Genomic DNA, 23,679 nt, shown 5'->3' with positions numbered 1-23,679 from the left:
TCTCTGTAGAGTTTGGTAGTGGACTGACACAGCTAAAATAATGCAATAAAAAGGGTTCGTGGTTGCTCTGTATTCTCCCTCTTAACCATAAATATAATGCACAAATTTAGTTATGCCACGTTACTAACAACCAAATCGAGATACTATAATCCTAGCGATCGCGAAAAGTTGCTGATAATTTTCACAAAATATAATAGTTTGCGAAACTACGAAGTTCGCTGGAAAAAACCAGTCAAGCGTAAAAAATTAACCACCAATTTGGGTATAAATAGTATGGTGTGTCATTATGAATATTTAAGTATTTTCTGGGAATCAAATGCTTAAATATGAGTTTGGTTTGTTTTTAAATATCTTTTTGTATTGTTCATATTTGACTAAGTTAAACATAATTTGCTTAATTGAGATTTTATTTTTGATTTTAATAAATATTATAACTAAAGTTTGATTCCAATTATTTTTAAAGCTTCTATAGTAAAGACATGAATCAGATTATTTATATCAATACTGGCTCTAATTTCTAGCTTTTAGAGAGTATATATGCTTTTTAATATTCCAGTTACAAGTGCTAAGATACCGGAGGAATCAAAAAATAAAACCCGCTCAAATCATCGGGGATAGATTATTTCATACTTCCTTTCACTCAGAAGTTTTGAGGAATTAATCTCTATTTGAGGTACTATTGCTACTTCACTCAAACTAAGTGAAAAATCTAGAAATATTATGCGTGTTTTCTTGAGTTAAAAAAGCACGTTCTATTTTTTTGCGTTCAAGTGGTGTGGTTATTTGACATAAGTTTTAAGCAGTAAATATACAAAAGTAAGGAGACAAACAAATGCATGTGTTTGTAACTGGTGGTTCGGGGTTTGTTGGTCGTCACCTGATAATGACTCTTGTACAGCGAGGGGTTCAAGTACGGGCACTCGTCAAATGGGAGGATGAAATTGACATACTTAAGTCCTATGGCGCGGTTCCAATCTTTGGAGATATTAATGATAAAAAAGCGCTCAACTCTGGGATGGAAGGATGTAAAATTGTATTTCATGCGGCTGCAAAGGTAGATGATTGGGGAGTTTTAAAAGATTTTCAAGAAGTTAATGTTGGTGGAACAGAACAAGTCATTGCTGCTGCCAAAAAAACAGGTATATCACGTTTGATTTACGTAAGTACTGAAGCTGTATTGACAGGAGGAGAAGCAATCATAAATGCTAATGAAACCCGAATTCGTCCAGCAAAGCCTAACGGTTTTTACCCTTTGACTAAAGCAATAGCAGAAACAAAGGTTATTGAAGCAAACTCAGAAACTCTCACAACAGTGGTGGTTCGTCCGCGTTTTGTTTGGGGTAAAGGAGATACTACGCTGTTACCACGTTTTATTAAAACTATGCGTAATGGAGAATTTACTTGGATTTCTGGAGGTCACTATCTAACTTCTACCTGCCACGTAAAAAACTTGTGTGAAGGACTTATTCTTGCAGCAGAACGAGGTAGGGGAGGTGAAATTTACTTTATTAGTGATGGTTTACCTATAGAGTTCCGAAGCTTTATTACAGAGTTAGCACGCACTCAAGGAGTAGAACCAGGTACACGCAGCATACCGCGTTGGTTAGTGTGGACGTTAGCATGGTTTTTAGAAAGTGCTTGGAAGTTATTTAAATTTAAAGGTTCACCTTCTATTACTCGCACAGCTTTGTCTATGATTGGGTCTGAAGTCACGGTAGATGATACCAAAGCACGACGCGAACTAGGCTACACACCAATTATTTCGCGGCAAGAGGGATTATTAGAAATGTTATAAACCACCCAAACCTACTTCGTTGAGGTTTGGGTGGTTCATACCTTCAGGCCTGTAGATACTGCAAGACAACCCGCGCGCGATCGCGTGTTAAATCCATTTACTTTGGGCATAGCCTCCAGGAAGTTCTTGACTGTGTTCTAGGGGTTAATTTTCTTGATTCATGATTAAACAATAATTTTTTCCATGACAAAATTTGTAAACTTTTGACCTCTACGTTCTACTTCTTGCTTGATAACAATAATAAATCCCTTGTTTTCAAAGAAAGGCTTAGCTGTAATACTGGCTTCTACAAATAATTTGTTAATACCTAAAAATCTAGCTTTTAATTCAATTTGTTCTAAAATTTTTGTACCAATTCCTTTGCTTTGAAAATCTTGATGGCAATAAAAACAATCAATATGACCATTGGCTTCTAATTGCCCAAAACCAACAATTTTAGTTTCCTCCTCCGCTACATAGGTAAATTTATCTGCTAGGCGTTGCTGCCAATCCCCAAAATCCATATTGATTGGTGCCCAAGCATCTACTTGCTCTTTTGTGTAATCATGAATATTCACCTCATGCACAGTGTTATAGAACAATTCGATAATCTCTTGGGTATCTCTTATTTCATATGTGCGTACTCTCATAGACAAGTTAAAGATGTCCTTTCACAGTAACTTTCCAGTAATCAATAAAATGCGTCATTTCGGGGTTTTTAGTACTAAAATTATGTCTACCTTCATCATCTGTACTGATAATATAGTTTTCCGATTCCAACTGATTTATAAACCAATTGAGAAACATTTGCAAATCATCAGCAAAAACAAATTTACTATCTTCGTCTCTACCAAAATTAATAATTTGTCCTACTTTGCCATGCTTTCCAGGATCAAGATCCATGCCTAAGTGGTTTCCTCCCCAATCATAAACAAAGGGAATCCACTTTTTATTGGCATACATCTCTTTGATTTTTCCTCTCACATGAGATTCGCCGAGAATAATCTGATTTATACCTTCATCAACAAGTTCCGCCCACGATCGCCAATTTCTAAAAACCTCTTCTAGAGACAAAAATTCTAGTCCGTAAAAAAGTCCAGGATAAGCCCCACTCTTCTGACCATTATGCCATCTGTACAATTCTTTAAAAGCTGATGGTAGCTGAATTTGTATTTGATTTTCTAAAAGCTCAATCTCGCTTGCATTTGCTCCAGAATTCAAGCTATCTAATACTTCTGGTAGATGCTCTTGAAACCACGCTTCAATTCTATTTAATATCTCTTTCATACAACCTCATGATAAGTTTAGAGAAATCTTACCTTATAGATTGAGGCAATTAATTATAAGTATTTTTACTAATCTGTCTGGTTTAACAATCTCAGCTAGCCCTTGGGAGATTGAGAGTGACGTAATCTGTGGATTAGGCGAAAGCACCTAGCTTTTAGTGAAGTTCCAAAGCGATAGGTCTTGCGAACAATATCGAGCAAAAAGTAAGGTACTCGCAGCCGGAGTGGACACAACACAGGTAGATATAACCAGTAGTAGGCCTTTTTTAAGTTTTTCCATTTTGAGCAGGTTTCCTGATGGAGAAAGTCTGAAATATCTACGACTAAGCCTCTACCCTGATGCATCATCACATTACGACCGTGAACATCGTGAGGGTAGAGGCCACGACTACATGCATAATCTAGAGCTTCATCAATATCTTGTATAACCTGTCGGGGGATAGGTAAACCCAGATGCATACATTCGTAGAGAGTGACTCCGTATAACCGCTTTAAGACTAAGAAATCTTCTTGGGCATAGTAACATTCAGAAAAAGCAGGATGGGAACCCAAGCGACGATAAACTTCCACTTCCTCGTCAAAGCCTGGACGACCAGGTGCGTAAATTTTCACTACCTGGTTTGGGTGGTTGGGATGATAAAATACTGCGGCATAGTTTCCTGTACCGAGAAGTTTCCAAGGTTCCGGGAGATATTGTACTTTTACTGGATTATGGGGAACGACACTCTCAATTTGTAAGCTAGGAAGTAGATCTTCGTGAATACTTTTGAGCAACTGCTCTAGGTGTAATTTATCCATAGAGAATTGGCAAGAGATTTTCGTGCCATCATTGTGTGATTTGTCACATACTTGTCACAATAGTTCGTAATGGCGATCGCAAACTCGCTACCACTACAAAAATTATATTTAATTACGAATTACAAATTACGAATTACGAATTATTTGTCGCCTTCATAAGACTCTAAAATTCCACTACGAATCATCAGTTGTGGCCAGATAAACACAAAAAAGCTCATCCAAGTTAATACAGGGACGGATATCAAAATTGTTAACCAAATAGTTTTAAATATTAACCAACTACCACTAATCAGTGTTACACCTGTGAGCAGTATAGACCAGGGCTGACACCACCAGGGTTTGTAGTTCCAGGGATTGAGCAGCTTTTGTTTAGACATTTGTTTTAACTTACAGCCAATAACCAAGGCTAATCTAAATTAGACTTCTTAGTTTAAAAAATTTTCTGTACTTTGTCTATGCTGTGAGTGTTTAATAAGACATCCGAAAGTAAAAAAACACGAAAAGAAACTAGGGATTAGGGACTAAGGGCTAGGTATACTCAAGAATTTAAAAAGACATAAATTCAGTGATTAAGTCTATAAAAATATTCTGAATAGCTTGATTTTTTAAACCCTAATTATCAATAATCTACCCATACAAAAAACATGCAAGTAGGGCCATGACGCGTCTCTACTTCTCGTGGAATAACGAAAAACCACAGTATGAGTTGTGATTCAAAATATTTGTCACAATTGTTAATTAAAAAAATAAAATATAACATCATGACTTAAGTCTAAAAAAATATTTTTTAGACTTGTTTTATTTAAACTAATTAGAAAAAATACTGAAAGAACTAAATCAAAACTTTTAATGCTAAAGCCACCTTAACATCAAAGAAAAAACTGTTTCGATAATAGGATATTCAAACTATGCAATTCAAATCTCGGCTTTGGTGGCGCGTGCTACTTCTCCTAACTACTATGACTGGAACAATGATTATTTTTCCCCTTATATATCAGTATCAAATAAGAATTGAGCAATTTCCTTCCCTACAGGACGCCGCGCAAACAGAGACGCCAAGCAAAAGGGTATTAGATGCGAGAAACTGGGACAATTTGTATGGAAATGCCAACTCCAACCAAATTGTGAAATATAGTCTATTTCAGTATCCATTATCCAGTACACAGTCCACAAACCTTGAGCATCATCAATCAGGAAAAACACTTTGGGATTGGCTAAGTTTAGTTGGGATATTAGCAATTGCAATTGTACTATTCCGATTTGAGTATAGAGAAAAAAAACGGGCACAGGAACAATCTCAAATTACTAAAGATATAGCATATACTAATTTACGAGAATCAGCTTTACAAAACTATATTGATTATATGTCTTATTTATTAGTTGATAAAGAGTATAGAACAGAACTTTTAGATGATGAAAAACAAACTAATTTAAGTTACGGTTCTATACGAGATATAGCGCGTGTCAGGACATTAACTATACTACGTATCTTAGAAAATGATCAAGCAAGGATAGCCAGAGTTTTATATTTTCTCAAAGATACTGAACTTTCAAAATTTATTTTAAAAGGTGCCCATCTCACTGGTCTTAATCTTAAAGATACTTACCTCAAAGGTGCTAATCTGGCTCTTGCCAATCTGTTTAATGTTAATCTTTCTGGTGCTAATCTTTCTGGTGCTAATCTTGAGAGTGCCAAACTTAGAAATGCTGACCTTAGAGGTGCTGAACTCTTTCATGTCAACCTTGCGTATGCAGATCTTGTGAGTGCAGATTTGTTCGGTGCTAACCTGTTTGGTGCAGATTTGTTTGTTGCAGACCTCTTTAGTGCTAACCTCTCTGGCTCCAAGCTGACAAATGCTAATCTCTCTGGCGCTAAGCTCGAAGGCGCTAAACTCAGAGATGCCAACCTCAAAGAGGCTAACCTTCTTGGTGCTAATTTATTTGGTTGCGACATGTTTGGCGCAGATCTCGTTGGCGCTAACCTCTTTGGTGCAGATTTTGAACGTACCGACCTTACACTTGCTAATCTCTTTGGTGCAAACCTTGAACGTGCTAGAAACCTAACTTTTGACCAAGTTAAATGTGCCACAAATTGGCAGCAAGCAAACTACGATAAAAATTTTCGTGACAAACTTGGGTGAAGGAAATTGGGGGAGAAATGACAAATACACCAATTCCCCATTCCTAATTCCCAAATGTATCAAATTGGTAAGCGCACTTGAAACCGCGTGTTTCCTGGTTGGGAGAAGATGCGAATGTCGCCTTGATGTTGTTCTACGACAATGCGATAAACAATGTGCAAACCTAATCCTGTGCCTTTACCCACTTCTTTTGTAGTAAAAAATGGCTCAAAAATATGAGATTGAATTTCTGAAGGAATGCCAGGGCCATTATCGGCTATTTCTACTAGCAAAAAGTCATTTTCACAAGCCGTGCGAATCCAAATTTGCCCTTGACCATTGACGGTATCTACAGCATCAATGGCATTATCAATTAAGTTAGTCCATACTTGATTGAGTTCTCTACCATAAGCAGAGATGCGCGGCACTTCACAGTCATACTCCCGCGTTACAAGTACACCCTGTTTCAATTTATGGCTCAGAATTGTTAGTGTACTCTCTAATCCTTCGTGAACATCTATTTCTTGTATGGGTGCTTGATCCATGTAAGAGTAATCTTTTACTGCCTGCACAAGTGTAGATATTCGTGCCGTACTTTGCTCGATTTGGTTTAAAAGTTCCTCTTCTTGCAATGTTTTATCTATCCAAGTGATGATGTTTCCTAGCAGTAATTCGCCAATGTTGGCTTTGACATTCTCTAGCCAGTCGAGATCTAATTCTGCTGTTACCAATGTGGGTGCAAGTTTCCATGCATGGGAAATTTTATGCCTTTCTAGCCAGTTTATAACTTCTTCTTCGCGATCGCTCTGCGTCAATGGGTCAAGTTTGGCTGCTTTTCTGGCACGCGCTACAGTATCTTTTTGCAAGTCAGCTAAAAATGCTTTTTGAGTACAGGTTATCTGTTGCTGATTTAGCTTGATTGTCAATGGTTGCAATACTTGCACTGTCTCTCTCAATTGTCCCGCAGCCCTGCGACCAGCCGCAGCAGGATTATTTAACTCGTGTGCTAACCCCGCCGCTAATGTGCCCAATGCTACCAGTTTTTCCTGTTGCTGCGATATCGCTTGTACACTTTGCAATCGTTCCGCCATTGTCCGCAGGATTGCTGTCATGACGCAAGTGCAACTCGAAAGCATTTCCCAAAAAGCTGCGTTGGGTAATTCAAAAATATGACATTGAGTGACCGCGCGACCACTGGCCCAAAAATATTCTTGACCCATCAATACTGGTAATTCACCAAATAGTGTTTTCGGTTCGTACATTGCCAACAATATCTCTTGATTGCCGACTTTTTGCACTATTCTGACTCGGCCTTCTAGCAAGATAAATACATGGTCGGCTGGTTCTCCTTGATGACGGTGAACTTCACCTGGTTGTCGCCATACTTCTTTTCCTTGGGTTAGTAACCATTGCAATCGTTCTTCTGGTAGTTTGGTGAACAAGGGCACTTGGCGTAAAGTTTCAATGTTAAGCATAAATGTTTGGGAATGGCCGAGAACTAGAAGTTATTTAAGATAGCTTGAAATCTCTTTTGTTGTGGACAACCTAGTTTTGCCTGTTCCCTTTCATCAAATTGGTTTCTCTCTAGATTAACCACCAGCAACAGCAGGGACGATACTAACTTCGTCGCCATCTTTTAAAGGTGTTTCTGTCCCTTCCAAAAAGCGAATATCTTCGCTATTAACGTACAAATTCAAAAACCTGCGAGGTTTACCAGCTTCATCGCACAACCGCCCTTTGATCCCTGGACAGAGTTTTTCTAAGGAATCAAATAATTCAGCGATCGTGTTACCGCTACATTCTAAGGTAGCTTGGTTATTAGTCAGATTTTGAAGGGCAGTAGGGACTAAAACTGTTACGGACATAGTTATCAGTGATCAGTGATCAGTTGCTTGTACTGAGAGGCTTGCCTTGAGTGAAGTCGAAAGGAGTCGAAGTATCAGTTACTTGTCTGACTAAACGAGGACTTGTTGCCATTCCAGACGATCTAGTGTACGCGATCGCTCTAGGGCACGTTCAAAGCTATCGAGTTTGGCATCAATTGTCAAAGGTTCGCCAATATAGCCTTGGATTGCTTCTTGGGTTTTTAAACCATTGCCAGTGATGTAAACCACGGTCGTCTCATCTGGATCTATCTTGCCAGCTTCTACCAATTTTTTCAGCACGGCAACGGTTGTACCACCAGCTGTTTCTGTGAAGATGCCTTCAGTTTCTGCCAACAATTTGATGCCTTCGATGATTTCAGCATCATCAACTGTTTCGATATTACCGCTTGTTTTTTGAGCAACTTCCACAGCATAGATGCCATCCGCTGGATTGCCAATTGCAATCGATTTAGCGATTGTATTCGGTTTCACCGGCTTGATAAAGTCGCGGTTTTCTTTGAAGGCTTGAGCAATGGGAGAACAGCCTTCAGCCTGGGCCCCGCTAAAACGCACGTTCTTACCTTCTACTAAACCAACTTCTACAAATTCTTGGAACCCTTTGTAAATTTTAGTAAAGAGCGAACCAGAAGCTAAAGGAGCAACGATATGGTCGGGTAGTTGCCAACCCAGTTGTTCAACTACTTCATAGCCCAAAGTTTTAGAACCTTCGGAGTAATAGGGACGCAAGTTGATATTGACAAATCCCCATCCATGTGTATTTGCAACTTCTGAACAGAGGCGATTGACCTGATCGTAGTTGCCTTTTACAGCCATGAGGGTAGGACTATAGATTAAGCTACCCAGAACTTTGCCGACTTCTAAGTCTGAGGGGATGAACACGCAGCAATCTAAACCGGCATGGGCGGCGATCGCGGCTGTAGAATTAGCTAAATTACCTGTACTAGCACAAGAAACAGTGGTGAAACCCAACTCTCGTGCCCGACTGAGGGCAACTGACACCACCCTATCCTTAAAGCTCAGGGTGGGCATGTTGACGGCATCATTTTTAATGTAAAGCTTATTTAAACCCAGGCGACGCGCTAGACGATGAGAACGCACCAAAGGTGTCATACCAGTTCCCACATCTATAACGTTGTCAGTTGCAACGGGCAAAAAGGGACGGTAGCGCCAAATCGAATTTGGCCCTGCTTGGATTGTTTCACGAGTCACAGTGCGACGTAGAGCGCTGTAATCATATTTGACTTCCAACGGCCCAAAGCACAATTCACAAACATTTTTAGCTTTGAGTTCATATTCTGCTCCACATTCCTTACACTTCAAAGCTTTAAATGTGGCTGTTGCTTGGGTTTGGGTTGTTGTTGCCTGAGTCATAAACTAGCTTTCCCTGTTTTTCCGTCAACTGTCGGATGAATACTAACACGAGCAAAAATCCCAGTCAAACATACCCGACTATTTTTATCGGGTATTGCTAGTACCCAAACCAGTAATTACTGTAAAATTTAAATATAAAGATACGTACACACCCGACTTTTACTGAAAATTCTCCTCTTTACTGAACAAAAGTAGTAGTTTAAATTACTCAATTTTATTACTGTGATTTATATGTATCAATTTTAAAGTGAAACGGTATAAGATTCCATCTCAGAAGGTTTATTAGACCTCTTGTAAAAGTCGGATACTCGCCAGAAAATAAATTTTCTGGCTGATAACTCAAGTCGGTTGAAACCGACTAATAACAGTATTTTTAGTCCGTTTCAACGGACTTTTGCTATTAGGCAGAGACTTGAGTCTCTGACGGTTCAAGTATTTTTGCAAGAAGTCTATTACTTTGTGTTGGAATTTAAATCTCCATCACAAAACCACATTTCTGATTGATTTCAGATCATGATTTTGAGATGTTAAAATAGTCAATCTCCAAAAGCATTGTTATATATGACTTTTATTATTTTTTTAAAAAGTAAAAAGCAAATGTTGAATATACTTATTCCTTTTTGTATAAGTTAGTTGTTTATACTGAAGTTAATTTATAAAACGAAATGTACATTTATACTTACACGTAATCGAGGGCGAGTTATTCACAGCATATAGCAAGTAAATGAAGTACAAATTTTCATCAAAAAGTTAGATAACAACAGACTTTCAACCCTGTTCCCTGCTACAAGTAAACTCCCTCAATAAATTTTTGAGGTGAGCTAATAATTTAATTCCCTCAGATATATAGGACTCATATTTGATTTTTGAAATATATGTAGTGGCGTTATGCCGTAGGCTAAAGCACCGTCCAAAGGCTTTGGTGCCGTACTCTCGCTGATAACACACCCTACAGATACTTAGATTTTTTCAGAAATCAAATCGGATTCCTACAGATTCCCAAAATACTAAAGCTCTGGGTTGAGATGACTGGTAGTTCCATAGGAATTACCAAGTTTTATATTGCTTAGAAATCGCAGATAAAAGTCCGAAAATCAACAAACACTTTTCTATGGTAAAACGAAACCAATCTATTAATCATCGGCGTAAGCGCTACCGATATTTGATAGCATCAGCATTATTAACTAGCAGCTATTTTCAATTGATTGCACCTGTATTAGCTGAAGGTACAACAGCTGGTCAATCAATCACCAACAGAGCAACTGCTACCTATGAAGATCCATCAGGAACAAGAGTTGATGCGACTTCCAACACAGTTACAGTAACTGTGGCAGAGGTTGCAGGTATCACCGTTACCGCCTCTGGAGTCACAGATAACAATGGTGGTAGCGTCGCTGTCAATGATTTATTGATATACACCTACACCATCACGAACGTAGGTAACGACCCAACCCTATTTAGAATTCCAAACTTCGCTTCTACAACCGGGCCGGGTACAGTATCAGGAACCTTACCAGGTGGTACAGCTAATAACCTGCAATACAGCACCGATGGCGGTAAAACTTGGGTGAACATGACTGGTAGTGAAGTCCTTACACCTTCGATCGCACCTGGTAATACTGTACTAGTACGCATACCAGTTACTGTACAAGCTGGGGCTATATCTGGCGACATCATTAAAGTTACTCTAGGTAATACTCCTGGTAATGCTCAAAACCAATTGCGGGTTCCCGATGGTGGTGACGTTTACACGGTAGATAATACAGGCACAGCGAACGGTGATATTGCTGGCGATCCTGTCAACGGTACACGTGAAGCTAGCGCCATCGATCAAATAACTGTTGGTTCAACAGTCAAAAACTACACCCTAGCAACCGTTCTCAAAACTCTCAGTGCTAATAATAATGCTGGCACATCCCAGATTACAGATGACAAACTCACCTACAATTTGAGTTTGCGGGTTGAGTCTACTGACTTAACAGGAAAAGGAATTACCCCAGCGCCATTGATAGGTACAAGTATCACTGTTGATGGTGTTGCTGGCGACTATATCTTAGTTTCTGATGCCATTCCTGCGGGTACAGATTTAGCAGCAGCACCAACTCCACCGCCTAATTGGGAAGCTGTTTACACAACCGATGCCATTACAACTGATGCGAATACAGCGAGTTGGAAGACTTTCCCTTTAAAAGGCGCTGACACACTTCCAGGCATAACCCGCGTTGGTTTTATTAATAGACCAACTAATCTAGGGTCTGTTGCTCCTGGTACAACAGTAAGCGGCTTCTCAATTCAGCTAGCTGTGGAATCAACAGCTACCTCACCATTGACCGTTGCTAACATCGCTCAATTGTTTGGTAAAACCCCTAACAATAACTTCCCAGTACACGACGAATCCGGCGACCAAAATCCCAGTAACTACAGTGGTTCTCCGGGTAATATGACACCTGCTGCTGGTACAGATAGTCCCGTTGGAACTGACCCCGGTGATGGTATTCCCGATACCCTACCTGCTGCTAGTGTTGATGATGGCTATATTAATAACCCAACCACACCTGAAACCGGAACCGACCCAGCTAATAACAACACTGGTGATGGTTCAGTAGGTGGTGAAGCAAACATCATTAAATTGGAAGTAACTGCCGCCTCAGCAATACTCAATGGCCCACAAAATGCACCAGATGCAATTGGCCCATCAGGTGGTACTAACGATGACTTCACAAACAAATCTTCCCTCGTTCCTGCTGGGACAGCACCGGGTAGCACACTTGACCCGTCAACAGTCGGTTTCACTAACACAATCAAGAATAGTGGTACGGCTACAAACAGTATCTCTCTTTTACCGACACCACCCGCTAACGCCGCTGATTTACCGACCAATACAATTGTCGTCATCACCTACAATAGTGAGTCAAGAAGCTATGTATGGAATGGTACGCAATTTTTGTATGATGCGGACGGGAACCCCAGCACACCAGGTACTGCAATTAATGCCACTTCTCAATACATTACAATTCCTAACGTAGCAGGGGGCGCTAGCGTCAATTATGGCGTAGAGGTCAATTTACCTTCAGGTACACAATTATCTACTGATATTGAGAGAGGTTTCCCTGTTCCGGTGACGGCTTTTGTAGATGATGCAACCCCTGGTTTAGGTGCAGAGACAGTCAAGAATATCACAATTGATCGCGTTTACACTGGTTTCTTAAAACTGACGAAGGTGTCACGAGTTTTACAAGGAACTGGCCCCGCAGTCCAAGGTACTGATGGTACTTTCAGTAGTACGTTGAAGAAGCCTGCTCCTGGGAATATTATTGAGTACCAGATTCAATACAAGAATATTTCTGATCCTCAAGCAGGTAGTGGAAATGTGATTTTGAATGCCGACAAGGTTGTGATTACTGAGGATGGTACGCTAACTCCCAATAATTGGGCGTTAGATAATGACGCTAATGGAAAAATTGATACTAGTAATGTTGTAGGTTCGGCGAAAGATTCTGGAACTGCAAATATGCAATTTTTCAGTGGTAATCCTGCTACTACTTCTAGCATTGACCAAACGGGAACTACGGTGAACACTGATATCACAAAATATGTGGATAGTGTGACTGGTCAAGTAACCCCAGGTGAGCAGAGAACGTTTACTTTCCAACGCAAGGTTAATTAGTAAGCTGTTCCACATATAACTTGCATAATTAGGGCGGGCAAGATGCCCACCCCACAAGAGTTTTATTTAATTTGATTATGTAATTTAGATGTTTTTTAGCTTACTCTGGCAACCCAAAATTACTGGGTTGAGTCTGACACAAAGACTTGGGGAAGGGGGACGCGGAGTTCCCTCCCTACACCAATAAATTTAATTTTGTGCAATTACTTATCAATCAGCAATTACAGTTTCAGAGGTTGTCTATTATGAATCGGGTTTCTATTGCAAGTGTCGGTGTGTTGGCTTTCATCGCCACAGTTCCTTTTGTTGGTTTCGTGTCGGGAATTTCGCACTCTCCAATTGCTGTTGCTCAAAATATCAAACCTCAACCGCAGTTGCAGTTACGGCTGGAGGCTGAAAAGCAAGTTGTAACTCAAAATCAGCAAGGTAAACAACAACTTAGCTGGCAACCACTGCAAGGTAAAGCCGTAGTACAACCAAAAGATGTGTTGCGTTATACCTTAATTGGTGTAAATAAAAGCGATCGCCCAATCAAAAATTTAACTCTCAATCAACCCATTCCCCAAGGAATGATGTACGTCTTGCAATCTGCCAATGCTAGCAATGATGCCAAAATTACCTACAGCATTGATGGCGGACGCAATTTTGTTGAAAATCCCACCCTTAAAGTTACTCTCCCCAACGGCAAAGTAGAAATTAAACCAGCACCAGCCAGTGTTTACACTCACATCCGTTTACAAATCCCATCATTAGCAGCAAAGACGACAGTCAAAGCAATCTATCAAACCCAAGTGCGCTGATTAAATCAGTGATCAGTCACTTGTGTTGATAACTGATCACTGAATCGCTGATAACTGATAACTGTCCAGGAGATGTGTTTAGTGAGCCGTCCTCAAAAACAAAAGCGGATTAATTCTCAAGGTGGCTGTTGCCGACGGTTAACAGCTACTTTTCTGCTGGGAAGTGCTTTGTATATAAATATACTTAAACCAGCAACAGCGCAACAAGTTAAAGAAATCTTCAATCAAGCTACTTATACATATACAGAGCCAGATAGTAGATATAGATACGAAGGAATTTCTAGTCGGTTGAATTTGAGTACTAACTCATTAATTGACCCATTTGGGAGGATTTTGGGTTGTGCAGGTACGCTCTTGCCTGATTATACAGGTTTTTCGGTCAGTATATACGAACCTAGCCCTGGCGATCGCACAGGAACAGAGTTGGGTAATTTGGTTTCTCTGACTCGCACAGAGTTGCCGGATGTGCCAAATAATCAGGTTCCTAGTGGTATCCAACCAAATATTGAAAATAGTAATCCCTACTTCCTGACGAATAACCCTGCCGGTCAATACAATTTCCTGCTTGATCCGAGCAAGGGTCAAACAAATGCAGGGAAAATTTATATTTTTGTGGTTAATCCCCCGGCGAACTCCATTTACAAACAGCGAAGGATCAAAATTCAAATCGTTGATAGTAGCGGCACAGTGGGTAATGAGGTTGTGCGTTATATTGCAACTTCTCTAGATGGTCAACCTATATCAATTACAGGTGAAACTACGGTAGAGGCAACAGTTGTTTCAGTTCCTAATGCAGAAGTAATAGGACTGAATTTATTAGCTTTTGAACTGACTACAAATATGTGTCCACCCAATCAGGTGCAGATTATTAAAACAGGCGATCGCGCCACCGCTGAACCTGGAGATACGATCATCTATCGCTTATCGGTCAAAAATTTGACTGATGTCGGTTTAACAAATGTGGTTGTCACGGATAATTTACCTTTAGGATTCCGGTTTTTAGCTAACTCTGTGCGGGGAGAGATAGATGGTCAATCAGTGACGGTGACTTCTGAACGCAGTGGAAATACGGTAATATTCCGTACAGATGCAACTATACCTACGGAAAAAGTCTTAAATATTGCCTATGCGGCGCAGCTGACGAGCGATGCTTTGCGTGGTAATGGTCGCAATAGTGCGATCGCCAATGCTCAAAGGGTTGACAACCTGTTTGGCGCTAAGGATGGCCCGGCAACACACCAATTAAAAATTCGTCCCGGAATTGTCTCTGACTGCGGCACGATTATCGGCCGGGTGTTTGTTGATAAAAATTTTGATGGTGAACAGCAACCTGGTGAACCGGGAGTACCGAATGCGGTGATTTTTCTGGAGGATGGCAACCGGATTACTACTGATCCTAAGGGTTTGTTTTCTGTGGCTAATGTTTTGCCTGGAAGTCATACGGGTGTATTAGACCTGAGTAGTGTTCCTGGTTATGCGATCGCTCCTAATCGAAAGTTTCGGGAACGCAATAGTTTATCTCGTTTGGTGCGTTTGTCACCTGGGGGGTTGGTACGGATGAATTTTGCAGTCACGCCTACCTCTGTGGAGCCAGTGAAAAAATGAATCCCAGACTGGATTATGCAACTATTTTTAATTTGAGGTTGATCGGGATAGTTACAGGGGGATTGAGTCTGGTTTTATACTCTGCTGTGGTCAGGGCTGAATCTGTAGAGCAAACACTGGTTTCTTGTGTGGGTCTAAATTCTAGCGTTGCTGAATTTGGGGGTGAATGTCTCACGCAAAGGCGCAAAGACGCAAAGGTAAGATTTGAAAGTGACATTGAAACTGCTGCACAAGGATTTCAACCAACCGCTGAATTATTTAGAAGTTCACGTACAATAATTACTGCTCAAGCTCAAGAGCAAGTTACTGCCTCATCTCCTCTGAAAATCCTCGCTCCAATGCCTGATGCTGTTCTGGATGTGCCAGCGACTACGGTGATTTTGCAATTTCCTGTTGGTAATCGGGTGGAATTGCGGGTGAATGGGAAGTTGGTGGATTCTTCGTTGATGGGCAAGACGGAAACTGATACTAGCACCAATTTGATAACGCAGACATGGTACGGTCTTTCGTTGATGGCAGGTGATAATAGTATCTCTGCACAGGTTGTGGGAGGGACTGAACCGCCTGTGACGGTGCGTGTGATGGTACGAGGGACGGCGCAACAATTGAAGTTGGAGACGGTTGAGTCTCGTATCCCGGCTGATGGACGTTCTGTGGCTACAGTCCGGGGTCAATTGCTGGATAAGAATGGGAATCGGTCTGATCAAAATGCTGTTGTGACTTTGAGGGCGACTGCTGGGGAGTTTGTTGGTACAGATTTTAAACCTGAGCAACCCGGTTTTCAAGTGGAGGTGCGTAAGGGGGAGTTTAACGCAAGTTTGCGATCGCATATCAAAGCACAAACTGTACAAATCCAAGCAACAGCTAACAATTTAGAAGCCTTTACCCAACTGCAATTTGAAACAGCACTGCGTCCTAGTTTGGTGACTGGGGTGATAGATTTGCGCTTGGGAGCCAGAGGCACAAATTATTATGGGAGTTTCCGTGATTTTCTGCGTCCAGATCAGGACGAAAGTACGCAATTAGATATCAATTCGGCGATATTTGCGACAGGTGCGATCGGGGATTGGTTGTTTACTGGAGCATACAATAGTTCTCGTAGCCTCAACGAAGATTGTAACTGTGATAATCGTCTGTTTAAGACGTACCAATTCAGTGAGCAAAACTACCCCGTCTATGGCGATAGCTCTAAAGTTGATGTATTTGCCCCTTCGATTGACAGTGTATTTCTACGTTTTGAGCGATCGTCTCCCATTCCCGGGGCTGCCCCTGATTATGCTATGTGGGGAGATTATAACAGTGAGGAGTTCGCCCGTTCATCGCAGCAATTTACTGCTATCACTCGTCAACTGCATGGCTTTAAAGCTAACTACAATTTGGAGAATCTGCAAGTTACGGGTTTTTATGGCAACCATCTAGAAGGGTTTCAACGCGATACTATTGCTCCTGATGGCACTAGTGGCTTTTACTTCCTGTCGCGGCGGATATTGGTTCCAGGTAGTGAAAATGTATTTGTCGAGTTAGAAGAACTCAATCGTCCTGGGACTGTGCTGCAACGTCAACAGCTCGACCGAGGGGCAGATTACGAAATCGATTACGATCGCGGTACTCTCATATTCCGTGAACCGATTCTCCGCACTGATATCGATCAATTTGGTCAAGTGTTAGTACGTCGGATTATTGTGAGCTATCAATACGATAGCCAAGACTCTGATAGTAATATCTTTGCTGGTCGTCTGCAATATCATCTTTCTCGCACACTCAACCACGAAAGTTGGTTAGGAGCTACTTATATCCAAGAAAATCAAGGGGTGCGTGATTTTCAACTCTATGGTGCAGATGCACTAATCGCTTTAGGGAATAGGGGTAAGTTAATCGCAGAGTATGCCCATTCCACCAATGATTCGGAACTGATGGGAGAGGTTGATGGTGATGCTTATCGTTTGGAAGCTGAAGGACAGATTACTGACGGTATTCAAGGACGTGCTTATTATCGCTTTGCGGATACAGGCTTTGCCAACAATGCCACTATCAGTTTTGTCCCTGGACAAACCCGCTATGGGGCGCAGTTAATAGGTAAGCTCACTTCCAGTACTAATGTCAGAGTGCAATATGACCACGAAGACAATTTTGGTATTGCACCCCAACCCCTAGATACTTTTGAAGAACTATTTACACCGCGATCGCAAGCTGTACCGGGTAGTAAGGTCGATAATTCTCTGACAACAATTACTGCTGGGATTCAACAACGTTTTGGTAAAGCCACTGTCGATTTAGATTGGATTCACCGTGATCGAGATGACCGTATCGCAGTGAATGCATTAACTACTAATTCTGATCAATTGCGATCGCGTTTTACGTATCCCCTAGCTAAAAATCTTACTTTCCAAGCCCAAAATGAATTAACTCTCTCTTCTGAGGTTGATTCTATTTACCCAGACCGTACTATCTTGGGGTTGAATTGGGCAGTAATTCCCGGTATAAATGTTAGTTTAGCTCAACAATTTTATACTCGCGGTCAGTTTGATGGTAACTCTATCACTAGTTTAAGTGTGAATGGCGAACACAAACTTGGCTCGGATACTATCTTAAGTGGTCGTTATTCGATTTTGGGTGGTGCTAACGAACTAACTACTCAAGGGGCAATAGGTTTGAATAATCGCTGGATGATTGCTCGTGGATTACGGCTCAACCTGGCGTATGAACATGTATTTGGCGGCTTCTTCGGACGGACTGCCACAGGTCAACAATATGCTCAACCCTACGCTTATGGTCAAGCTGCATCGGCGATCGGGTTTGAGGGTGGCGATAGCTACAGCGTTGGGCTGGAATATTCTGATAATCCGCAGTTTCAAGCTAGCGCTCGTTACGAGTATCGCTCCTCATCTAGTGGTTCTAACACGGTAATTTCCGCTGCGGCTACAGGTAAAATCTCTCCAGCCCTCACAGCCTTGGTACGTTATCAACAAGCCAACTCCGCCAACCAGAAGTTTTCGGGATTGGGAGATACTGCCAATCTCAAACTGGGTTTAGCTTACCGCGACCCCAACAACGATCAATTTAATGCTTTATTGCGTTACGAATATCGCCAAAATCCAGCCACTATCCCAGACACGATTTTATTAGGTAGTGGTACAGGTTCTGAAGACCATACCTTTGCTTTAGAAGCTATCTATGCCCCCAATTGGCAATGGGAATTCTACGGTAAGTATGCTCTGCGTAACAGTACCTCATACTTAGCTAACGATTTAGTCGGCACAAGTATGGTTAATCTGGCACAACTCCGAGCTACCTACCGCTTGGGCTACAGCATGGATTTAGTCGGTGAAGCCCGTTGGATTGGTCAATCTAACTATACAGAGACGGGCTTTGTTGTCGAGTCAGGGTACTATCTCACGCCGAATCTGCGCCTTGCTGCTGGATATGCCTTTGGTAATGTTGATGATCGAGATTTCTCTGGCACGCGCTCAGCAGGTGGGCCATATTTGGGTTTAACCCTCAAACTTAATGAATTATTCGACGGTTTTGGACAGCAAAAAGCTTTACCACCGCCACAACAATCCACAACTTTAGTAAATAGACTCAAGAATGCAACATTGGGTAGAAATTGAGGAATTAAATATATGACATCACTTAATCAACATGGTAGATTTGCGGATACATTGGGCAACCTAGAGAACAAAGAATTTAAGAATGTGGTAGTGCGATCGCTGTTATCCAATCAAAATCAGGAGCTAGTAAAGCATCAATGAGTCTACTGTTAAAATGTCTTTTAGCGGTCAATCACAACCCCCTCAACCGCTATAAAAAACTACTAAGTAGCCTTGCTCTCTCATTATGCGCCCTGAGTTCTGGCATACAAGTTGCTCAGGCGGAAGGCAGTCGCACACTATACCCAAGTAGCGCTCCTGCCAACAGTAACAGAGCTAACATCGATTGGCGTACTGATAAGTATGGTAATCTCATTTTGCGGCGTACCCTGCTTAAGGTCTTTGCCAATAAAGATGAGTATATTCTTTTGGGTTCCAGCGCAGTTGGGGTCGATAATGGTAACATCCGCGTTTATAATCCTGGTCGTGTAAGTGGCAGTATTGGTAGTGAAACTGTTCCCAACACACCAGATTTTATCTGTACTTCTCAAGCTGGACGAGGCTTTATCTCAACTCGCCAACAAGAGTTAAATGGCCCCCGCGCTATTTCTGGTGGAGGCAATCCTAACGGCTACATTCCCTGCTACTATCAAGCTCCATCCACCGGAGTTTATGACATCGTTTTCTATGGCCCTTTGGGAGATAACTCTTCAGAAAATGCTACTCCCACTGGTGAGATTGGTTTGAGTAGTGGGAACAACTTTAATGCTGAACAAAAAACAAGTGTTGCAGCTTGGGATGTAACTGTCAGGAGTAGTGATCAAACTTCAACAACCGATATAAACGGACGGCTATTCAGCTATTATCTGGCTTTATTTACTGGTAATAACGGTCGATATCTGAATTTCTCGGTCTATCCAGTGACTACAGATGGCTTCCGATACAAAGTAGAACTTAGAGGCACTGATCCCAATGGATTCGCTCTCTATGGTAATCAAGCTGGCTTTTTTGACAGTGATGGTAAAACGCCTCTCTACCACGACGTATTAGGCTCGAGTAGTCAGCTGACTAGCTTGGAAGGTAGTGTTAGTTTAGCTCGTCCTCAATACGCTACCTTTTTTAACCCCATTGACGCCAACGTACTTCCATACGTTGAACGTTACAAACAAGATGGTACTTTAGAAGCAACTGGTACTCCCATTAACCCAATTATTCCTGTTATTAATAACTTACAGTTCAACGGCACAGTGACAGGAAATAACAGTACTTACGGTACGGGTGGTACTTTTAGCTTTGGCAGCAATGTTACAGGTACTTACGAACTAATTATCAGCCGAGATGGCAGCAATTTTGATCCCAGCAATTCACAAAACCGTATTTTGCGAGGGGTTATGACCACAACGGGATCACAAACGGTTAATTGGGATGGTAAAGATAACAGTAACAATTTTTTCCCAGTTGCCAGTGATTACAAAGTCCGCGTCCGAACTTTTGGAGGTGAATATCACTTTCCCTTACTGGATGCAGAAAACAATTTTACTGGCGGCCCTACCATTACAATGCTGAATGCTACTAATCCTATAGGCAATACTAGAGGATTCTATGACGATCGCGCTTATAAAACTATCGGTGGTACTCAAATCGGTATTGCTGGGCAAGTACTCTGTGGTATCAATCCACCAAACCCAGCCTTCAGCGACCCAATTAACGGTTTTGACACCGCCAGCAATGACAGGAAGTTTGGTCAATCTGGTAACGCTGGTAACGCCGGGACATCATGCAACGGCTCTTTTGGAGATACCAAAGGACTAGATTTATGGACTTATTATCCTGGTCAAACTGAACCAACTCCATTTAATATTGTTGATGCAGTTTCCACCAACGCCGGCAAAATCATCATTAACGAAGTTTTGTATAGCGAAACGGGTACTACTAGCAGCGCTAACGATGAGTTTATTGAAATTTATAATGCTTCTTCTTCAGCTGTAGATTTAAGTGGTGTTAAGTTAGCAGATGGACACCTAACTGCTAGTGATAACGATAATACTAACGGTTTTACTTATACATTCCCTAACGGCACAATTTTACAACCAGGGCAATATGCAGTAATTTGGATTGGCGATAACAACACTAATCATCAAGCCACAGCCGCCGCTTTTCAAGCTTGGTTGCGACAAACTCCCAAACTCAACAACTTGGGTGATGATATCTGGCTGTACGATAATCAAGATAAAATTATTGACTATGTAGCCTATGGCAGTGCTAACGAGATTAACACGCCTCCCGCAAGTGTGCTGAATCTCTGGAATAATACTTATCAGGCTTCTCTCGTTGGGGCTAGCAATGGTCAATCGATTAGCTTGACCCCTAATGGTCAAGATACTAATACTAGTGCTTGCTGGGAAGCCAGCACCAGCGGAAACGCCAGTACACGCTGTCCAAACTACCTGCCAACTAGAGACACTGATACTATTACGGGTCGTGTGACTAGCGTCGGCGAGAATAATAACGGTGCTACTGCTGCTAGTGCCAAGTTGCTGTTAGTAAAACGCATCACCCGCATTAACAACCAAGACTTAACTGATATTGTGGATGGTCTGAGTAGTGTTCCTACTAGCGCTGCTAACTATGTACCAGAACCCTATGCAGGTGATGATAATGATTCTATCTGGCCTGCTGGTTACTTGCGGGGATTGATCAATGCTGGCACTGTTAAGCCGGGGGATGAGTTGGAATACACTATTTATTTTCTATCTAAGGGTGCGAGTAGTGCTACTAACGTGAAATTCTGTGACTTAGTTCCTAGTAATAGTACTTTTATCCCTATTGCTTTTAATGGTAATACGCCATCCGACGGTGGTTTACCAAAATCAGACCAAGGTATTGCATTGGGGTTTAGTTCTAATACCCCTACGGTTTACCTAAGTAATATACAAGATACAAGCGATCGCGGGCGTTTTTATCCTGTCAATGACCCAGACACACCGTTATCCTGTGGTTCCAACACCAATGGCGCTGTGTTCGTGAATGTCACACGAAATCCAGATTTACCTAATTTACCCGCAGCTACTCAAACCAACAAGCCAGCCAATTCTTATGGTTTTATTCGCTTCCGCGCTAGGGTTAAATAATTCGTAATTCGTAATTACGTCTGATGTGAATTAAAAACGGCTCTATCGTACTTGTTATACTAAATAAACACTCTGTTAAGAGGGAACAGGGAACGGGGAACAGTGAAAAGAGCAATCTGAAAGAGTCGATTGCCTCGTGAATTTCTTCAGAATAGTTTCAATCCCTAATAGGTTGTTTGAAAAGTCTAAATTAATACTAAAATAGGCGATTAGAAATCGCGACTATACAGACAAAACCTACCTTCGTGGGTTTCAAGAACTCGATTTTCCGTATTTTCCAAAGGAGGTGGACTTCGCTTGTGTAGTAGCGAATTATATGAGACTGTTGGTCAATTCACGATGGGTTAAACCCCCCACCCCTAAAGCCTTGTTTTTGCGTTTCTTTCCCGCCCTGCAATAAATTGATTGCTCATAGCCCAAGTGCATTTAAACGCACTGAAATTAAAGAAATTTAAGATTGATTTGGGCTGATGGGTTAGACCCCTTATCAATTCGCCAACAGTCTCATTATATTCGCCCAAAACTTTTCAAACATCCTCTTAGGTTAATTAAAACCAACTGGGAATTTAGCGCTTAAATAGCTCCTAAATTCGTTTCAATCCCTAATAGGGGTTTAGGTTAATTAAAACCCAAGAAATTAGTCAATAGAACGCGATCGCCTTGTTTCAATCCCTAATAGGGATTTAGGTTAATTAAAACGTAAGTAGTGGCACTAATTCTTCAACATCTGCGTTTCAATCCCTAATAGGGATTTAGGTTAATTAAAACTGAGTGAAAATTATAAACATTTGGCGAATCATCAAACTAATGTTTCAATCCCTAATAGGGATTTAGGTTAATTAAAACCCTTATCCGACTCCCCATCTACAAACAATAAAATGTTTCAATCCCTAATAGGGATTTAGGTTAATTAAAACGCTGTGCCTCCATCGCATCGAAAATTTTTTGTTGAGTTTCAATCCCTAATAGGGATTTAGGTTAATTAAAACCTGGTTAAATACCCGACACAATAGACATAAAATGTTTCAATCCCTAATAGGGATTTAGGTTAATTAAAACGTTTCTCGAATTAAAGTGGAATATTGACGGCAAGACGTTTCAATCCCTAATAGGGATTTAGGTTAATTAAAACAGGATGGAAAAAGCTTTGTCATCAATGAAAGTGATGTTTCAATCCCTAATAGGGATTTAGGTTAATTAAAACAATTGAATTTCAAGGGATTGTCCAGATTTTTTGATGTTTCAATCCCTAATAGGGATTTAGGTTAATTAAAACCGAACTGAACCCACAGAAAGAAGATTATCTATGGAAGTTTCAATCCCTAATAGGGATTTAGGTTAATTAAAACACCCTCACCTAAAGATGGTTCAAGGCTTGTAACTTGTTTCAATCCCTAATAGGGATTTAGGTTAATTAAAACACACCATCAACAGCACCCAAAATATTTAATGTCGTTGTTTCAATCCCTAATAGGGATTTAGGTTAATTAAAACCCTTAGACTCCATCATTTGGTAATTAGTGAGTGTTTGGTTTCAATCCCTAATAGGGATTTAGGTTAATTAAAACTTTCTTACGATATCGCCCTAACACTGGATACCAGTTATTTAGTTTCAATCCCTAATAGGGATTTAGGTTAATTAAAACTCAAC

General features: G+C 41.0%; 17 protein-coding genes and 1 CRISPR repeat array (1 of these 18 cut by a window edge). Of the genes, 10 read left to right on the top strand and 7 right to left on the bottom strand.

Translation table 11 applies throughout. The features are described from left to right. The first annotated feature begins 96 nt into the window (after positions 1-96). Both AC5JMF_RS05995 and AC5JMF_RS05990 read left to right on the top strand, forming a co-directional pair. A complete protein-coding gene (locus AC5JMF_RS05995) occupies positions 97-324 on the top strand; it encodes a hypothetical protein (protein ID WP_495794791.1) in 228 nt (75 codons plus the stop codon). Positions 325-832: 508 nt separating this feature from the next. After that, entirely contained in the window at positions 833-1,795 is a 963-nt protein-coding gene (locus AC5JMF_RS05990; RefSeq protein WP_495794790.1) for an NAD-dependent epimerase/dehydratase family protein, read from the top strand. Positions 1,796-1,959: 164 nt separating this feature from the next. Here AC5JMF_RS05990 and AC5JMF_RS05985 read toward each other — a convergent pair whose 3' ends face one another. The 4 genes from AC5JMF_RS05985 to AC5JMF_RS05970 all read right to left on the bottom strand — a co-directional run bounded on the left by AC5JMF_RS05985 (position 1,960) and on the right by AC5JMF_RS05970 (position 4,235). Then, positions 1,960-2,424, bottom strand: a complete 465-nt coding sequence (locus AC5JMF_RS05985) for a GNAT family N-acetyltransferase (RefSeq protein ID WP_495794789.1) — start codon at positions 2,422-2,424, stop codon at positions 1,960-1,962. 7 nt (positions 2,425-2,431) lie between these two features. Continuing rightward, positions 2,432-3,061 carry an SMI1/KNR4 family protein gene (locus AC5JMF_RS05980; protein WP_495794788.1) on the bottom strand — a complete coding sequence of 210 codons (630 nt, stop codon included), beginning with the start codon at positions 3,059-3,061 and terminating at the stop codon, positions 2,432-2,434. Between the two features lie 95 nt (positions 3,062-3,156). Beyond that, positions 3,157-3,858 (bottom strand): protein kinase family protein, encoded by a 702-nt coding sequence (locus AC5JMF_RS05975; RefSeq protein WP_495794787.1) that lies wholly within the window; start codon positions 3,856-3,858, stop codon positions 3,157-3,159. 140 nt (positions 3,859-3,998) lie between these two features. Beyond that, entirely contained in the window at positions 3,999-4,235 is a 237-nt protein-coding gene (locus AC5JMF_RS05970) for a DUF6737 family protein (protein ID WP_495794786.1), read from the bottom strand. 531 nt (positions 4,236-4,766) lie between these two features. Here AC5JMF_RS05970 and AC5JMF_RS05965 point away from each other — a divergent pair. Continuing rightward, positions 4,767-5,999: a pentapeptide repeat-containing protein gene (locus tag AC5JMF_RS05965; protein WP_495794785.1), complete on the top strand. Its 1,233-nt coding sequence runs from the start codon at positions 4,767-4,769 to the stop codon at positions 5,997-5,999. Between the two features lie 59 nt (positions 6,000-6,058). Here AC5JMF_RS05965 and AC5JMF_RS05960 read toward each other — a convergent pair whose 3' ends face one another. The 3 genes from AC5JMF_RS05960 to thrC all read right to left on the bottom strand — a co-directional run bounded on the left by AC5JMF_RS05960 (position 6,059) and on the right by thrC (position 9,235). After that, complete coding sequence (locus AC5JMF_RS05960; protein ID WP_495794784.1) at positions 6,059-7,453, bottom strand: ATP-binding protein; 1,395 nt, start codon at positions 7,451-7,453, stop codon at positions 6,059-6,061. A 114-nt stretch (positions 7,454-7,567) separates the two neighbouring features. Beyond that, positions 7,568-7,843, bottom strand: coding sequence for a MoaD/ThiS family protein (locus tag AC5JMF_RS05955; protein ID WP_495794783.1), 276 nt, complete (start codon positions 7,841-7,843; stop codon positions 7,568-7,570). A gap of 90 nt (positions 7,844-7,933) precedes the next feature. Next, a complete protein-coding gene (gene thrC, locus AC5JMF_RS05950; protein ID WP_495794782.1) occupies positions 7,934-9,235 on the bottom strand; it encodes a threonine synthase in 1,302 nt (433 codons plus the stop codon). A 348-nt stretch (positions 9,236-9,583) separates the two neighbouring features. On the opposite strand from thrC, the gene AC5JMF_RS05945 reads away from it, so the two are divergent. The 7 genes from AC5JMF_RS05945 to AC5JMF_RS05915 all read left to right on the top strand — a co-directional run bounded on the left by AC5JMF_RS05945 (position 9,584) and on the right by AC5JMF_RS05915 (position 22,028). Then, complete coding sequence (locus AC5JMF_RS05945; RefSeq protein ID WP_495794781.1) at positions 9,584-9,739, top strand: hypothetical protein; 156 nt, start codon at positions 9,584-9,586, stop codon at positions 9,737-9,739. Positions 9,740-10,346: 607 nt separating this feature from the next. After that, a complete protein-coding gene (locus AC5JMF_RS05940) occupies positions 10,347-12,902 on the top strand; it encodes a beta strand repeat-containing protein (RefSeq protein WP_495794780.1) in 2,556 nt (851 codons plus the stop codon). Between the two features lie 245 nt (positions 12,903-13,147). Next, on the top strand, positions 13,148-13,702 hold the full coding sequence (locus AC5JMF_RS05935) for a hypothetical protein (protein ID WP_495794779.1): 555 nt from the start codon (positions 13,148-13,150) through the stop codon (positions 13,700-13,702). Positions 13,703-13,774: 72 nt separating this feature from the next. Then, a complete protein-coding gene (locus AC5JMF_RS05930) occupies positions 13,775-15,307 on the top strand; it encodes a hypothetical protein (RefSeq protein WP_495794778.1) in 1,533 nt (510 codons plus the stop codon). Continuing rightward, positions 15,304-18,918, top strand: a complete 3,615-nt coding sequence (locus tag AC5JMF_RS05925; RefSeq protein WP_495794777.1) for a TonB-dependent receptor — start codon at positions 15,304-15,306, stop codon at positions 18,916-18,918. Before AC5JMF_RS05930 ends, AC5JMF_RS05925 begins: the two co-directional genes overlap by 4 nt. 12 nt (positions 18,919-18,930) lie before the next feature. Continuing rightward, positions 18,931-19,059, top strand: coding sequence for a hypothetical protein (locus tag AC5JMF_RS05920; RefSeq protein ID WP_495794776.1), 129 nt, complete (start codon positions 18,931-18,933; stop codon positions 19,057-19,059). Next, complete coding sequence (locus tag AC5JMF_RS05915; RefSeq protein ID WP_495794775.1) at positions 19,056-22,028, top strand: lamin tail domain-containing protein; 2,973 nt, start codon at positions 19,056-19,058, stop codon at positions 22,026-22,028. Before AC5JMF_RS05920 ends, AC5JMF_RS05915 begins: the two co-directional genes overlap by 4 nt. Positions 22,029-22,620: 592 nt before the next feature. Further along, positions 22,621-23,679: direct repeats of the CRISPR family, unit length 37 nt; unit sequence GTTTCAATCCCTAATAGGGATTTAGGTTAATTAAAAC; it runs 929 nt beyond the window's last position.

It is taken from the genome of Desmonostoc vinosum (assembly GCF_059505385.1).
This window is presented reverse-complemented; position numbering and strand designations above follow the sequence as displayed.